Genomic DNA, 14826 nt, shown 5'->3' with positions numbered 1-14826 from the left:
TATGAAATATCACCCCCTGATTCCGGGATTTAATACATAAGCGCTTACTTTTCGCTATAAATCTTCTATTTAACTCCTTATATTTGCTCACCAAAAAAATTAAAACACATATCAGAGTATGGGAAAATACAGAGCTGGCGTATTATTCGGCGAAGAGCTGGATGCGCTGTATAACGATGCCAAAGACAACGGATTTGCAATGCCTGCCGTGAATGTAGTGGGAACCAACTCCGTGAATGCGGTACTGGAAACAGCTGCTAAGGTGAATTCACCAGTGATCATTCAGTTTTCTAACGGTGGTGCACAGTTTTTTGCCGGAAAAGGCATGCCTAACGATAAGCTCCAGGCTAACATTGCCGGTGGTATCTCTGGCGCCAGGCACGTACATGAAGTAGCTAAATATTACGGCGTACCGGTGGTTTTACACACCGACCATGCTGCTAAAAAATGGCTGCCCTGGATCGACGGCCTGCTGACCGCCGGTGAAGAATTCCATAAACTCCACGGCCAGCCGCTGTTCAGCTCTCACATGCTGGACCTGTCTGAAGAACCTATTCACGAGAATATCGAAATCTCTCACAAATATTTCGAAAGAATGAATAAGCTGGGTATGTCCATCGAAATTGAGCTGGGCGTAACCGGTGGTGAAGAAGACGGTGTAGACAACTCTGGTGTAGACAACTCCAAGCTCTATACTCAGCCGGAAGATGTGGCTTTTGCTTACGAAACACTGTCGAAAGTAGGTCCCCGCTTTACAGTAGCGGCTGCATTCGGTAACGTACATGGCGTTTACTCTCCGGGTAACGTAGAGCTGCGTCCGGTGATCCTGCACAACAGCCAGGAATACATCCGTGAGAAATTCCAAACTGCAGCGAAACCTGTTTACTACGTATTCCATGGTGGTAGCGGTTCTCCGAAACATCAGATCGCTGAAGCACTGGGATATGGTGTAATCAAGATGAACATCGATACCGACATGCAGTGGGCATTCTGGGAAGGTATTCACGACTACTATGAAGCGAAGAAAGAATACCTGCAGGCCCAGCTGGGTAACCCGGAAGGTGCCGACAAGCCTAACAAAAAATACTATGATCCGCGCGTATGGCTGCGCAAAGGAGAAGAAACCTTTGTAAAGCGTCTGGAAGAAGCGTTCAAAGATCTGAATTGCATCAACAGAAATGCGTAATAAAGGCGGGATAACGCCTGAAGCATAAAGAAAAAAGCTATTATAACAGAGATATAAGCGTATATTTAATGTATATATCGCTAAGTATCCGTTATAATAGCTTTTTTTATTATGCTTTTTATAGGATGCTTTTTTTTGGCTTTATGCGATAATTCGTATCTTGCACCACTATTTTCTAATCTAATAGTAGAATATGTCAAGCTGGTTTAAGCGAATTAAACAAGGCATTTCAACCTCCACCAGTGAAAAGAAAGAAGCACCGGATGGGTTGTGGCACAAGTGTCCTAACTGTAAAAAAACCACCACTGTTAAGGATTTGAAGGAGCATTTCTATGTTTGTGATAAATGTAATTATCACAACAGGATAAATTCTTCAGAGTATTTTGAAATTATTTTCGACAACAATCAGTTCGAGGAACTGTTCCCCAATATTTACCCAACGGATTTTCTGGGCTTTAAAGACCTGAAACCATACAGTGAGCGGTTGAAGGATGCTCAGAAAAAATCGGGTTTGAAAGATGCAATGCAGGTGGGTGTGGGCAAAGTCGGTGGCAATAACCTGGTAGTGGCCAGTATGGACTTTAGTTTCATTGGCGGCTCTATGGGTTCTGTAGTAGGTGAAAAAATTGCCCGTTCCATCGATTACTGCATTGTACACAAAATGCCCCTGATGATCATTTCCAAATCGGGTGGTGCGCGTATGATGGAGAGTGCATTCTCTCTGATGCAGATGGCGAAAACTTCCGCCAAATTAACGCAGCTGGCAGATGCCAGGCTGCCTTATATTTCCCTGATGACAGACCCTACCACGGGAGGTGTAACCGCTTCCTTTGCTATGCTGGGTGATCTGAACATCGCGGAACCAGGCGCCCTGATTGGTTTTGCAGGCCCCAGGATCATTAAAGAAACTATTAAAAAAGATTTGCCTGCCGGTTTCCAGAGCGCAGAGTTCCTGTTGGAGCATGGCTTCCTGGATTTTATCATGGACAGGAAAGAATTAAAGACGAAGTTGGCAAGTTTGCTAACGCTTTTTAAAAATTAAGAATTACGAATTACGAATTATAAGCGGAGATGTTAGCGGGTATTAATATATCAGTGTTCGCTTAACTCTCCGCTTATAATTCGTAATTCCTAATTCCTAATTCGTAATTCCACAACTATGGCGGAGTTAAAGAACAGATCGGCATATTACGAGTACGCAATTGAAGATAAATACGTTGCAGGGATGGTTTTGCTGGGCACTGAAATAAAGTCGATCCGTGCCGGGAAAGTGAGCTTTAATGATTCATTCTGCTATTTTAACAAAGGAGAGTTATATGTGAGAAGTCTGCATATCGCACACTATTCTCATGGTACTTCTTTTAATCATGACCCTTTACGGGAACGCAAGCTGTTATTGACAAAACGGGAATTGAGAAAAATCGAAAACAGGCTCAAAGACCGGGGCTATACGATCATACCACTGCGTATATTCGTCTCCGATAAAGGATTGGCAAAAATGGAAATCGGAGTAGGCAGAGGTAAAAAACTACACGATAAGCGGGATTCTATCAAGCAACGGGAAGCCGACCGCGAATTAAGACGGCAATATAAATAACCTGCAAACAGACCTCATATATGAACCCCATGAGAAAACCATTGCCCTGGCTACTGCTGCGAGCAACTACCGTTATTTTGTATGTATTATTCCTATCCTGCAAATCGGGAGAAAAATTATATAATAAAGGCAGATATGATGACGCCGTGCTGGCATTTGTAAAAAAACTACAGCGCAAGCCACAGGATGAAACGGCAGCCCGATTACTGGCTCCCGCCTATGATCACGCACAGGAAATCCATGAAGGCAGGGTAAATGCTTTTCTCCGTTCCAATAATCAACTTAAATGGGAAAATGTAAGAACTGAATACAGGGCGTTACAGCAGCTGTATACGGCTATTCACAGCTCCCCTGCTGCCATGCGGCTGGTACAACCAAAAGATTACCGGGATGCCATCACTGGAGCACAGGAAAATGCTGCAGAGGCGCGGTACGACAGGGGCATGACCCTGCTCGACCGGGGAGATAAGACCAGCGCACGACAGGCCTATGATGAATTTGCGGCTGCGCTCAAACTGGTTCCCAATTACCGCGATGCGAAAGAACGCCGCGATGAAGCCTTCCAGCTGGGGGTTATCAACGTGGTGGTAAGTCAGATCGAAGTACGCTCCCCATTCTTCCAGTTCAGTGCCGACCAGTTCCGGGATTATCTCGTGAGAAATCTGCAAACACGTAATATTAACCAGTTTGTTCAATTCTACGACGAACGCATTGCCAGGAACGATAACATCCGCCCGGATGAATATATAGCGTTAAGATTTTACGATTTTGAAGTGGGACAAACCTATGTAGACCGCTTCCAGCGCGATGTTTCAAAAGAAATTGTAACAGGCAGCACCAAAGATACAAGCGGCAGGGTGATCGATCTTTATGAAACTGTGAGAGCCACCCTGTTCATTACCAAAAAAACAGTAGTATCCAGGGGGTTGCTGGATTACCAGATCACCAACACTACCAACGGTCAGTTATTAAGAAGCGATCGCATTCCGGGAAGTTATACCTGGCAAAATCAGTTTGGCACGTATAGAGGAGATGCAAGGGCGTTGAGTGATGAAGACAAATTACTGATCGGCGGCCGTGATATACCGCCTCCTCCGCCATCGGACCTGTTTATGGAGTTCACCCGGCCTATATATGATAAGCTCAGCCGGGATCTGGAAGTGTTCTACAATAGTTTCTAAAGATGCCGGTGCTCAGGAGCCGATTTTCTGCTGCAGGATAGGCAGTAGCTGATGCGCAGGCACTACCCCACTCTGACGCCATATTAATTTGCCTTCGCGGAACAACAGTAATGTAGGCACACTGCTGATCTGCCATTGCGCAGCCAGCTGCTGATTTTTGTCGATGTCTATCTTCACGATCCTGATCTGATCGTTCATCTTATCTTTCACTTCCTTCAGGATGGGAGGTACCATCTGGCAGGGCCCGCACCAGGTGGCAAAACAATCTATTAACACCGGAGTGCTGGCTGAAATGATCGTTTGCAGATTCTCCATAGCATCATTTTAATTGCCACAAATTACGCACTTTTTGACAACCATAAAACATTACATATATTTGAAATGTAAATATCCTCCTGATATATGGATCTTCTTTCAGGCATTATCTATCTGCTCTGGTTTCTTTCAGAAATACTGCTGCACAGGCTCCTGCGGGGAGGCGATGCCAGTGATAAAAAGAAACAGGACAAAGGCAGTTTGCTTATTATCTGGATCGTTATCATTGTGTTTATCAATATTTCCATTATTGTATCGGCGCGGACCTTCTACCCTATTCTGCCCGGCACTGCATTAAATCGTATAGGCCTTGCCGTTATATTTTCCGGAATGGCCTTCCGCTTCGTATCCATTGCGCAACTCGGGCGTCTGATATGAAACACACGGCACGCCTCATTCCATGGATATATTGAGAACTTATCCTGTCTTACAAACCTTTTGCAGATAAGTATATCCACATTAACTTGCACCCCGTTACACTAAACATAACGTATATACGAAAACTCCAAACCTATGAAAAAAGTACTGTTGGGCGTGGCCGCCCTGGCACTCTTCGCTGCCGCATGTAAAAATGATAAGAAAGACGATATTACTCCTGTACCAACAACTGAAGATTGGAACATCTCCGGTGCTGTAGACACTGATAACGACAGTCTTATTTATACTTACAACGCAGACAAATCCATCAACACTATTGAAGAAGCCACTGTTAATAATCCTGATGGTTACTATCGGTTGTTCCGATTTTCTTACGACAACGGAAAACCAGTGCGGGTAACCATTAAGAAGAAAAAAACAGATACCGAAGTAACCTACAAACAGTTCGTATATTCCGGCAACCGCCTGGTGCGGATCGATAATTTCTTCGACATCATGGATCAGGCAACCAGCATTGCTGCGTCGCGCGACACGCTGGTGTACGAAAACGACAAGCTGGTAAAAGTTGAAAAAGGCGCGGGCAATGGCAGCGACAGAAAACGTGAATTCACCTGGACCGGCAACAGCATCACTGCAGAAAAGGAATACAGACCGGTTAATAACACGTTGACACTGTCATACAACCGTACCTTCACTTACAGCGACAAAGCCAATCCGGCTAAGACGCTATCTTACGCCTACTTCCTGATCGGGGATCAAAGCAATACCTACAATCTCTCCGATAACTTCATTACCAGCAGAAAGGTGATCAATCATCTCGGAGTACCTGATGGCGAATATACCTGGGGCCGCTCCTTTGACAACAAGGGTCTGATGCTCACAGATACAACCACTTATAAGAGCGGATCAGGTGGTAAAACGGAAACATACGTCACCCGTTATAAATATATTGATCTCAACAAAAAATAAGCATACAAAAAAGCCTCCGGTGAGAACTCCGGAGGCTTTTTCACATTGGTTTTTGCTTATTTATCCAGGTTGGGATTATTCTGAATTTCTGAAACAGGAATAGCAAACAGGTAGGATGTACTGTAAGGTATAAACGGAGTACCATCCGGCAATCTGGTAGTAAGATGACCCTGCACTGCTATCTTCTTAAAAGAACCATCGCCACGGGGTACACTGATAATGCTATCTTCACCGGTGTACGACAGGAACGGCTTGCGTACTACGGTACCGCCTGTACGAATAATGTCGGATAGTGCAAATCCCTCGCCCCACAGTTCCTTCCTTCTTTCCACCAGGATAGTATCCATCAAACTTCCGCCACCGTTGTACTTTGCAGCATTGCGCACTGTCCGCAGTGCATTGAGCGCTTCCGCCGCTTTAGCAACGTTCCCCTGATGTGCATATGCTTCGGCCTCTATCAGGTACATTTCCGCAGAGCGCATCAGCACCAGGTCGCCAATGAGCGCGCCGGGATCGCGGAAGCGGAATTTCTTGTAGCGCAGGTATCCTTCCTGATCAGGTAAGGTATCCCAGTCGAATAAACGGAAACGTACATCAGCGCTGTCAAAGAAATTCTTAAAATACGGATCACACATGAAGCTCTGGTAATAAGAGGCCGGTGTGGATACATCGAGGTAATGAAAGTTATAGCTGGCGTTACTCTGGTTGGCTGTTTGTGCATGCCCCCAGATCCACTCGCCATTATTGATATCACTGAATCCTTTATTATAGTCGTCGCCCGACATCAGCGGATACCCTGCACGGGCGGCTTTGGCAGGATCAATGGCGAGATCCCACTGACGGTTATAGAGATAGGCCCTTGCGAGCAAACCATTTACCACGTTGAGATCTATCTTCCATTTCTGGGTAGGGCTACGCTGGTAATTTTTCAGCAATGGCACCGCGGCCTGCAGATCAGCTATCACCTGTTTGTAGACCTCTCCTATTGTAGATTTGGGTTTGCCTACTGCTCCGGGAACGGTAGGCGTCAGACTAACAGGTACTGCTTTTTCCGTACCCGTTCTGTTGAACTGATAAAAAGACGCCAGTGTCAGGTAGCAATATCCTCTCAGGGCGTAGGCCTGTCCTTTTAAGCGTTGTTTCTTATCAGCATCGCCGGTTGCATTATCCACCCGTGTGATCACGTTATTACAGTTGTCGATCACCTTGTATAGAATGGTCCAGCATGCATTCACCCTGTTTTTGGTGTTATCCGCCATCTCCGTGTATCCGTAGGCGTCGCGCAAGCCATATTTCTGCGTAACGGCAATATCGCTGCCCATCGCATCGCTGGTAAGATGAATGGATTTATAGCCAGGAACGGCGTAGGTAAAGAACTCCTCGAACATATAGGACCAGGTACCATTCAATACGGTTTCCACATTGTCGGCAGTGTTGAATACTTCGTTGTCCGGGATCGCATTGGTAGGTTTGGTATCCAGGAAGTCCTTGTTGCAGGCGCCTGATATAAGGGCTGCGAATATGATTAATATTATACTCTTGTTCATGGTCGTATTTTTAGAAGCTCAGGTTAATACCAGCGGAGAACGCCTTAATAGCCGGATAGCGGTAGTAAGTAGTTCCTCCTACTGACTGTTCAGGATCCAATCCCTGATGGCCGTAGATGGTGAAAAGGTTTTCCCCCTGTACATATACCAGGATGTTGTTCAGATGAGCTTTTTCCATCAGCGATTTAGGCAGGTTATAGCTCAGGTTCAACGTCTTCAGGCGGGCATAGCTGGCGTCGTAAAGAAAACGGTCTGAAACGGAAGTCCAGTTGGTATTGATCGTCGTCAGCTTAGGCACATCGGTGTTCTTGTTGTCGGGAGTCCAGTGATTCAGCATTTCCTTTGCAAAAGGACGTCCGGCGGAAGTTCCGGTACCCAGGAGGAAGAGATAATCCTGATCGAGCACTTTACCACCCAGGCTGTACACCAGCATGAACGACAGAGAAAAGCCTTTATAGTTGAACGTATTGGTTAAACCACCATATACATCCGGCAATGAAGAGCTGCTGTAATACAGGGAGGCATTGGCATAGGTATTCGTAACGCCGTGGCTGCCATCAGTTTTATCGACATACCATTGAGGCAGGCCGGTATTGGGATCTACGCCCGCCCATTTCCTGATCCAGAAATCGTAGATAGAACGGCCTACCATGAGTTTTTTAGTGCCGCTGATAATCTCCCGCTGCGGCAGCGAGGTGACCTTGTTCGTATAGTGAGTCATATTGAAATCCACATTCCAGGAGAAGCTTTTAGTTTTAACGGGAACGCCGTGCAGGGTAACGTCAACGCCTGTATTTTTTAAAGCACCTATGTTCTCTGCAATCGAGGAATATCCAAGTGAAGGAGCAATCGGTCTGGAAAACAGGAGGTCTTTCGATTTACGTTCGAAGAACTCCACTGTACCACCAAGACGATTACTAAATACAGAAAAATCCACGCCCACGTTCAGGTTCAGGTTTGTTTCCCATTTCAGTTTCGGGTTATACAGTAACCTGCGGTAGGTACCTCCTTCTCCGAGGTTGCTGTTGATGTTCAGCAGCGGATAGTAGTTGTAGTAGGCATCTGTGCCGAGATTGTCGTTCCCCTGTGCACCATAGCTGGCCCTGAGTGTCAGCAGGTTCAGCCAGGACACATTTTTCAGAAAGTCTTCCTCTGTTGCCTTCCAGGAGCCGCCGATCGACCAGAATGTACCCCAGCGGTGATCCGGTGCAAAGCGGGAAGAACCGTCGCGGCGCAGGGAGGCCGATAAGAAGTACCTGTTTTTGTAATCGTATTCAGCACGTCCGAGGAAGCTGGACAGTGTGTAAGTATCTGTATAGCCCTGCAGATCTTTGATCAGTGCGGCATCAGAGAGTTCGTCCACTCCCGGTAGCGAGAAGCCTGACTTGGAGCCATCCATGAATGTATTCCTGAATTTATAGGCTTCCTGACCAGCCAGCAGGTTCAGGTGATGCACCCCATTGAATGTTTCCTCATAAGTAAGGATATTGTTGAAAGTCCAGCTGAAAGTGCGGGTCCCCACTTTCTCCACGGTACCGCCTACTTCTGCGTCGAAGCCGAGTGTCGGATTCGTATAGTCGTGTGCGTTTCTCGCGGTATAGTCAGCATTGTAACTGGTTTTAAACTTCAGTCCGCGCCAGATAGTAGCCTCTCCGAACAATCTTGCAGAAACATCATCGCGAAGGACGTTGTGCTTATCGATACCGGAAGTGGCTATCAGATTGGTTTTCGGATTATTAGCGCTTGGCCGGTAAGCGCCGAAATCAAAGATCCTGTTGCCATTAGCATCGAGGACGTAAGCGCCCGTAGCCGGATCCCGTTGATAGATCGGGTAGAAAGAAGACATCAGGCGGCCGTAGTTCACGTAGTTATCTGAACGGCTGTCTTCCGAAGGAGGCGCCTGCTGTTCGGAGTGTGAACCAGCAAGGTTCAGTCCCAGTTTCAGCCATTTCTTAGCATCGAGCTCTATATTGCTGCGGAGGTTGTAGCGTTTGAATCCGGAGCCAAGATAAATACCCTGATCATCGAGGTAACCGCCGGAGATGTAATATCTTGCTTTATCTGCGGCACCGCTTACACTTAAATCAGCCTGTGTACGATGACCGGTACGTTGCATGGCTTTATCCCAATCGTCGTTCCAAAGGGCTTTCGCACCCGCTGCCAGCTTGCCATCGGTACCAACCGGCTGAGGGAATGCATTGCCGTAGGGATTGATGCCCAGTCGTCCGATCAGCCGGCTGCTGGCCTGTTTCGCCGCAACATCCGGTGTTGCACCATTTGTGAGGGAGGCATTGCGCAGCGCTTCCCAATACATTTGAAAGTACTGATCAGTACTTACACGATCATAGTCTCTCACGGCGCGGCTGGAATAACCCTGACTAACGCGAACGTCTATATTACTTCCGGGCTTCTTCCCTTTTTTGGTAGTAATAATGATGACACCATTGGCGCCCCGTGATCCATACAACGCACTGGAAGCAGCATCTTTCAGCACGCTGATAGATTCGATATCAGCAGGATTAATTGCATTCAGGCTTCCTCCGTAAGGCACGCCATCTACCACATACAGCGGATCAGCAGAAGCATTGATGGAGCCAATACCGCGGATGCGTATCGTAGCATCGGAACCAGGCTGACCGCTGGCAGAAGTACTCTGTACCCCTGCAGCGAGGCCCTGTAGCGCCTTCGAGACGCTGGATACCTGCCGGTTCTCGAGCTCTTCGCCTTTGATCTGCGAAACAGAACCTGTGTAAGAATTTTTCTTTGCGGTACCATAAGCTACGATTACTATTTCATCGATATCCTTACCGGATGAACGTAGTCTTATTGTTAGCGGAGATGCACTGATGGCTACTTCCTGCGCCTGCATTCCGATATAGCGGATAACAAGCGTAGTTGCAGCAGGATCAGTTACCTGCAAACTGAAACTTCCGTCGGCCCCGCTTACGGTTCCGGCAGTTGTTCCTTTCACGGCCACCGAAGCTCCGGGCAATGGCTGATTGTCCGATGCGGAGTAAATGCGGCCGGTAATCGTGCGACTTTGCGCAAATACTGCTAAAGGCCCTAATAGCAGTAGGAAAAGGAGTAGTCGTTGTAACATGATTGAATGTTGAAAATGTCCAGATATCAGGTTTCTCCCGGCAACAGGTTTCCCTGCCCGATTATACCGGGCTATGTGACATGAAAAATACTACTGTGTTAAGCACCCGGAACGGTTGGAGTTCCGGTCATCACTAATGGTTGTTGTAACCTGCTGTGGTTAAACAGTCAGTCGGTTTTAATAGGCGCAACAGCAACAGCAGTGATTGTTCACCTTATACGGTTGGGTCATTCTTTTCTTCATAAGCTCGTCTTTAAATGTTTTCCGCTATTACCCTATAATTCCTATAGACTAATAGGCGGCAAAGCTATGTCCTTTCAAAATCAAAAACAAAAGATTTGTTAAAAATGTTTTACTACGTTTTTTATGTTGCATTAGTTTTCAATACAGCAAAGGGTTTCAGCTGATGAAAATATGATGAGTGGAAAATCGCTGCAATAAATGGATAGTTGTTATACGTAATTCATCCTAGTGCTTTTATACCTGAGCAACGAGAGTGGAAGCAGTGTATTCCAAAAGAAAGCTATCAGGGTTCGGAACAGATTGTTTATATCAGTATATTCTTAAAGGTTGGCTTCAAAACCTTCATCTACCAGCCAGTGGCCACTGTCGGCCGCCTGTGTGGCCAGTTCATCACAGCGGTTATTAAACGGATTACTGGCATGACCTTTCACCCATTGCATTTTTACCCGTTGCCTTTTATACAGCGGTACAAATCGCAACCAGAGGTCTTTATTTTTTTTCTCCTTGAAATTTATTTTGATCCACCCCCAGAGCCAGCCTTTCTCAATACTGTCTACCACATATTTACTATCCGTATAGATGGTCACATTCAATCCTTCTTTCTTTAATGCTTCCAGCGCTACTATTACTGCCAGCAATTCCATTCTGTTATTGGTGGTTTTACGATACCCCTGCGACAATTCCTTCCGGACACTGCCCCACATTAATATCACACCATATCCGCCCGGGCCGGGGTTTCCCCTTGATGCCCCATCTGTATATACAACCAATTCTGACATATATCGCCTTTAGTCTTTAGCTTTTTAGTGACTGTTATTGAAGCATTCAATGATGCAGTCTTCTTCGTTAAAAGGAAACGCGAATATACAGAATAGTCTTTAGTGTTTGGTCTTTGGTAAAATGCAACGAAGATTATGTTCTATCTATGTAACATAATCTTCGTTGCATTTTACTACAGACCAAACACTAAAGACTAAACGTTATACCTGAATCACTCCTACATTGAGCACTTCTTCCACACGTGCGTTGTTAGCGGCTTTGATGCCTTCTGATATACGGCTCCGGGTATCGGTTGGAGCGATAATATCATCTACCCACAAACGGGCGGCTGCATAGTATGGCGTAGTCTGAGCATTGTATTTATCGGTGATTTCTTTAAGCAGGCGGGCTTCTTCCTCCGGCGATATCTCCTGTCCTTTCGCCTTCAATCCGGCAACCTGTATCTGCAGCAGGGTTTTAGCGGCCTGTTCTCCGCCCATTACAGCGATCTTAGCAGAAGGCCAGGCATAGATGAAACGGGGGTCGTAGGCTTTTCCACACATAGCGTAATTGCCGGCGCCATAGGAATTACCAATAACAATAGTGATCTTGGGTACCACTGAGTTGGCGACTGCATTCACCAGTTTAGCACCGTCTTTGATGATGCCGGAGTGCTCACTCCTGCTGCCCACCATAAAGCCGGTTACGTCCTGCAGGAATACCAGCGGGATCTTCTTCTGATTGCAGTTCATAATAAAGCGGGCGGCTTTGTCGGCACTGTCGTTGTAAATAACGCCTCCCATCTGCATTTCACCTTTGCGGCTCTTCACTATTTTGCGCTGATTGGCAACAATACCTACTGCCCATCCGTCGATGCGGCCATAGCCACAGATAATGCTTTTGCCATAATCCTGTTTGTACTGATCAAAGGCAGAACCATCTACCAGTCGCTCTATGATTTCGAGCATATCGTATGGCCGGGAACTATCAGCAGGAAGGATGCTGTCGAGTTCTACAGGATCCTTAGCCGGGAGCACAGGAGTGATTCTGTCGAAGCCGGCCTGCGGCTGATGCCCGATTTTTGCAACGATGCGTTTCACCTGATCGAGGCAGTCTTCGTCTGATTTGAATTTATAGTCGGCTATGCCGGAAATTTCTGTATGAGTAACAGCGCCTCCTAACGTTTCCGCATCAACGTCTTCCCCAATGGCCGCCTTCACAAGATACGGGCCTGCGAGGAAAATAGAGCCATTGCCTTCTACCATCAATACTTCATCGCTCATGATAGGCAGATAGGCGCCTCCCGCCACACAGCTTCCCATCACGGCGGCGATCTGGGTGATACCCATGGCGCTCATACGGGCGTTGTTCCGGAAGATGCGCCCAAAATGTTCTTTGTCGGGGAATATCTCATCCTGCATCGGCAGAAATACCCCTGCACTGTCTACGAGGTAGATCACGGGCAAGCGGTTCTCCATGGCGATTTCCTGCAGACGGAGGTTTTTCTTGCCGGTCATCGGAAACCAGGCTCCTGCCTTTACGGTCATGTCATTAGCCACAATCATGCACTGTCTGCCGCTTACATATCCGATCCCTCCAACGGTACCGGCAGCGGGGCAACCACCGTGTTCGGGGTACATCTCCCAGGCGGCAAAAGCTCCTATTTCAGTAAAGGGGGTGTCTTTATCGATCAGGTAAGCGATACGTTCTCTTGCGGTGAGCTTTCCCCGCTGCCGTACCTTCTCCAGGCTCTTTTTACCGCCCCCCTGCTCAATCACTCCCAGACGCTGCTTCATGGTGCTGATAGCCCTCCGCATCGTATCCTCATTCTTGTTGGTTTCCAATTGCTGTTGATTCATAACAATGGGTTTTATATTCTCTGAAAATAAAGAATTCTGTAAATTACGAATTACAGCAAGGCCAACAGTCAACCGACCGGGATATCTTAAAAAAATAAAATTCTTGTGTCATGTCATTAACTGAACACTTCGCACTTTCGCTGGAAAACCTCTACAATGGGGAGCCCTGGCTGGGAGTTACCTTCCAGGAACACCTCAGCCGGATCAATGCCCGGCAGGCAGTACAACAGCTGGGGGATTCCAATAATATCTGGCAGATCATCAATCACCTCATATACTGGCACCAGCGGGTGCAACGATACATCTATAACGAACCTCCGGAGCAGGACGGGGATCTGCCGGATTTTTATATGCCGGAAAATCATGGGGAAGAAAACTGGCAGGCCACCGTTCACCGGCTGGCCCATTCCTTTGAGCAGATGGCAGCTACTATCCGTAAGTTCCCGGAGAAAGAGCTCTTTGATACTTTCCCCGGTACCGATCAGAAAGCTATCTATTATATGCAAGGCCTGGCCGAGCATGATGCTTATCACCTGGGGCAGGTAGTATTATTGCATAAGTATGCATAGCTGTTAACATTTGGTTGTTAACTGCTATAGTTCCAGCTCGAAGCGTTGTTCGAATAATTCTGTTCCCCATTGTTGCAGGAGCTTTTCACCTGTTTTGCGGAAGCCGGCCTTCTTATAGAGAACGGCAGCTGTTTCCTGTAAACTGGTGGTCATCAGGTATACCTTCTGGTACCCTTTTTCGCGGCAGCAGCTGAGCGCTTCCTGCAACAACATTTTGCCCAATCCCCTTCCCCTGTATTCCGGATCAATCAGGAACCAGCGCAGCTGCGCCTGATGACGGGATGCCCCTAATATTGCTACCGACCCGATAATGCGACCATCAGCGATGGCCAGAAACATACGGTCTTTGTTAGGATTGTAAGTGGGCAGGAATTCATAGAATGTTTTGCAGACATATGCCTCAAACTCCAGGTTAAATCCTGTTTCACGGGCATACAGATATCCGTGCATGTAAATCAGGTATCCAACATCCCCCGGTTCCAGTGTATAACGGATACGGATATCCGTATCATTCGCAACTGCCGGCTGCTCTCCTGCCGAAAGTACGGACTGTATGGCTTTCATGGCATCCGTCACTTTCCTTTGCGCTGTTTGGGAAAGCGGGGTAATCAGCTGACTGATCTCCTGACTGGATTTTTCGTTTAGTGCAGCCAGCGCTTTTCTGCCGGCGGCATTGAGCTGCAGAAAAAACGTACGCCCGTCGGCGGTAGACTGGTGCCGGCTCAGCCATCCATTTTTTTCCAGCTTCCGCAGGATGCGGCTCAAGTATCCCCCATCCAGCTTCAGGGTGCTGATCAATTGCCCCGCTGTGCATTTCCCCGACTGCCCTATTTCATACAACACCCTCACTTCTGAAAGCGATAAGCTGCTTTCCAGGATATGCTGGTTCAGCAACCCGATCATGCCGGTATAAAACCGGTTAAAGCTCCGAATCTCGCCTACAACTGGATTCCCCAAGTCCATAAAGTATTATTTTTCATACAAAACTACACAACTATTTGACTAGAGCAAATAAATTATTTGCTCTAGTCAAATAAAATTCAGGCAGGGATTTTACCACCGGATAACCATCGCGCAGACATCTTCCGATACAAAAAACAAAAACAAAAGCCGGCAACTAAAA

13 protein-coding genes are annotated in these 14826 nt (G+C 47.0%); 7 read left to right on the top strand and 6 right to left on the bottom strand.

The window, feature by feature from the left end; translation table 11 throughout:
* The first annotated feature begins 118 nt into the window (after positions 1-118).
* The 4 genes from fbaA to UNH61_RS12155 all read left to right on the top strand — a co-directional run bounded on the left by fbaA (position 119) and on the right by UNH61_RS12155 (position 3964).
* On the top strand, positions 119-1186 hold the full coding sequence (gene fbaA / locus UNH61_RS12170) for a class II fructose-bisphosphate aldolase (protein WP_326992264.1): 1068 nt from the start codon (positions 119-121) through the stop codon (positions 1184-1186).
* 193 nt (positions 1187-1379) lie between these two features.
* Positions 1380-2228: an acetyl-CoA carboxylase, carboxyltransferase subunit beta gene (gene accD / locus UNH61_RS12165; RefSeq protein ID WP_326992263.1), complete on the top strand. Its 849-nt coding sequence runs from the start codon at positions 1380-1382 to the stop codon at positions 2226-2228.
* Positions 2229-2345: 117 nt separating this feature from the next.
* Entirely contained in the window at positions 2346-2783 is a 438-nt protein-coding gene (gene smpB / locus UNH61_RS12160; RefSeq protein WP_326992262.1) for an SsrA-binding protein SmpB, read from the top strand.
* A gap of 29 nt (positions 2784-2812) precedes the next feature.
* Positions 2813-3964, top strand: coding sequence for a hypothetical protein (locus UNH61_RS12155; protein ID WP_326992261.1), 1152 nt, complete (start codon positions 2813-2815; stop codon positions 3962-3964).
* Between the two features lie 12 nt (positions 3965-3976).
* Here UNH61_RS12155 and trxA read toward each other — a convergent pair whose 3' ends face one another.
* On the bottom strand, positions 3977-4279 hold the full coding sequence (gene trxA, locus UNH61_RS12150) for a thioredoxin (protein WP_326992260.1): 303 nt from the start codon (positions 4277-4279) through the stop codon (positions 3977-3979).
* An 87-nt stretch (positions 4280-4366) separates the two neighbouring features.
* Between trxA and UNH61_RS12145 the strand changes: the two genes are divergently transcribed.
* Together UNH61_RS12145 and UNH61_RS12140 are read left to right on the top strand one after the other, a co-directional pair.
* Positions 4367-4657, top strand: coding sequence for a hypothetical protein (locus UNH61_RS12145; protein ID WP_326992259.1), 291 nt, complete (start codon positions 4367-4369; stop codon positions 4655-4657).
* Between the two features lie 135 nt (positions 4658-4792).
* Positions 4793-5626, top strand: a complete 834-nt coding sequence (locus tag UNH61_RS12140; protein WP_326992258.1) for a hypothetical protein — start codon at positions 4793-4795, stop codon at positions 5624-5626.
* A 56-nt stretch (positions 5627-5682) separates the two neighbouring features.
* Here the strand turns inward: UNH61_RS12140 and UNH61_RS12135 are convergent, their stop codons facing one another.
* The 4 genes from UNH61_RS12135 to UNH61_RS12120 form a co-directional block, all read right to left on the bottom strand.
* Positions 5683-7173, bottom strand: coding sequence for a RagB/SusD family nutrient uptake outer membrane protein (locus tag UNH61_RS12135; RefSeq protein WP_326992257.1), 1491 nt, complete (start codon positions 7171-7173; stop codon positions 5683-5685).
* Between the two features lie 10 nt (positions 7174-7183).
* Positions 7184-10273, bottom strand: a complete 3090-nt coding sequence (locus UNH61_RS12130) for a TonB-dependent receptor (protein ID WP_326992256.1) — start codon at positions 10271-10273, stop codon at positions 7184-7186.
* A gap of 563 nt (positions 10274-10836) precedes the next feature.
* The gene (gene rnhA / locus UNH61_RS12125) at positions 10837-11295 is read right to left on the bottom strand and encodes a ribonuclease HI (RefSeq protein ID WP_326992255.1); all 459 of its coding nucleotides are present in this window, start codon (positions 11293-11295) and stop codon (positions 10837-10839) included.
* A gap of 201 nt (positions 11296-11496) precedes the next feature.
* On the bottom strand, positions 11497-13134 hold the full coding sequence (locus UNH61_RS12120; RefSeq protein ID WP_326992254.1) for an acyl-CoA carboxylase subunit beta: 1638 nt from the start codon (positions 13132-13134) through the stop codon (positions 11497-11499).
* A 110-nt stretch (positions 13135-13244) separates the two neighbouring features.
* Here UNH61_RS12120 and UNH61_RS12115 point away from each other — a divergent pair, with 110 nt between their 5' ends.
* On the top strand, positions 13245-13703 hold the full coding sequence (locus UNH61_RS12115) for a DinB family protein (RefSeq protein ID WP_326992253.1): 459 nt from the start codon (positions 13245-13247) through the stop codon (positions 13701-13703).
* Positions 13704-13727: 24 nt separating this feature from the next.
* Here UNH61_RS12115 and UNH61_RS12110 read toward each other — a convergent pair whose 3' ends face one another.
* A complete protein-coding gene (locus UNH61_RS12110) occupies positions 13728-14666 on the bottom strand; it encodes a bifunctional helix-turn-helix transcriptional regulator/GNAT family N-acetyltransferase (RefSeq protein ID WP_326992252.1) in 939 nt (312 codons plus the stop codon).
* Between the last annotated feature and the right edge of the window lie 160 nt (positions 14667-14826).

Origin of the sequence: Chitinophaga sp. 180180018-3 (assembly GCF_037893185.1) — a bacterium.
In the GTDB taxonomy this organism is placed as follows: Bacteria; Bacteroidota; Bacteroidia; order Chitinophagales; family Chitinophagaceae; genus Chitinophaga.
This window is presented reverse-complemented; position numbering and strand designations above follow the sequence as displayed.

Excerpts from the sequence above, each read along its gene's own strand:
- UNH61_RS12115 (WP_326992253.1), top strand. The coding sequence starts at position 13,245 with ATGTCATTAACTGAACACTTCGCACTTTCGCTGGAAAACCTCTACAAT.
- fbaA (WP_326992264.1), top strand. The coding sequence starts at position 119 with ATGGGAAAATACAGAGCTGGCGTATTATTCGGCGAAGAGCTGGATGCG.
- trxA (WP_326992260.1), bottom strand. The coding sequence starts at position 4,279 with ATGGAGAATCTGCAAACGATCATTTCAGCCAGCACTCCGGTGTTAATA.
- UNH61_RS12140 (WP_326992258.1), top strand. The coding sequence starts at position 4,793 with ATGAAAAAAGTACTGTTGGGCGTGGCCGCCCTGGCACTCTTCGCTGCC.
- UNH61_RS12145 (WP_326992259.1), top strand. The coding sequence starts at position 4,367 with ATGGATCTTCTTTCAGGCATTATCTATCTGCTCTGGTTTCTTTCAGAA.
- UNH61_RS12155 (WP_326992261.1), top strand. The coding sequence starts at position 2,813 with ATGAGAAAACCATTGCCCTGGCTACTGCTGCGAGCAACTACCGTTATT.
- accD (WP_326992263.1), top strand. The coding sequence starts at position 1,380 with ATGTCAAGCTGGTTTAAGCGAATTAAACAAGGCATTTCAACCTCCACC.
- UNH61_RS12135 (WP_326992257.1), bottom strand. The coding sequence starts at position 7,173 with ATGAACAAGAGTATAATATTAATCATATTCGCAGCCCTTATATCAGGC.
- UNH61_RS12130 (WP_326992256.1), bottom strand. The coding sequence starts at position 10,273 with ATGTTACAACGACTACTCCTTTTCCTACTGCTATTAGGGCCTTTAGCA.
- rnhA (WP_326992255.1), bottom strand. The coding sequence starts at position 11,295 with ATGTCAGAATTGGTTGTATATACAGATGGGGCATCAAGGGGAAACCCC.
- smpB (WP_326992262.1), top strand. The coding sequence starts at position 2,346 with ATGGCGGAGTTAAAGAACAGATCGGCATATTACGAGTACGCAATTGAA.
- UNH61_RS12110 (WP_326992252.1), bottom strand. The coding sequence starts at position 14,666 with ATGGACTTGGGGAATCCAGTTGTAGGCGAGATTCGGAGCTTTAACCGG.
- UNH61_RS12120 (WP_326992254.1), bottom strand. The coding sequence starts at position 13,134 with ATGAATCAACAGCAATTGGAAACCAACAAGAATGAGGATACGATGCGG.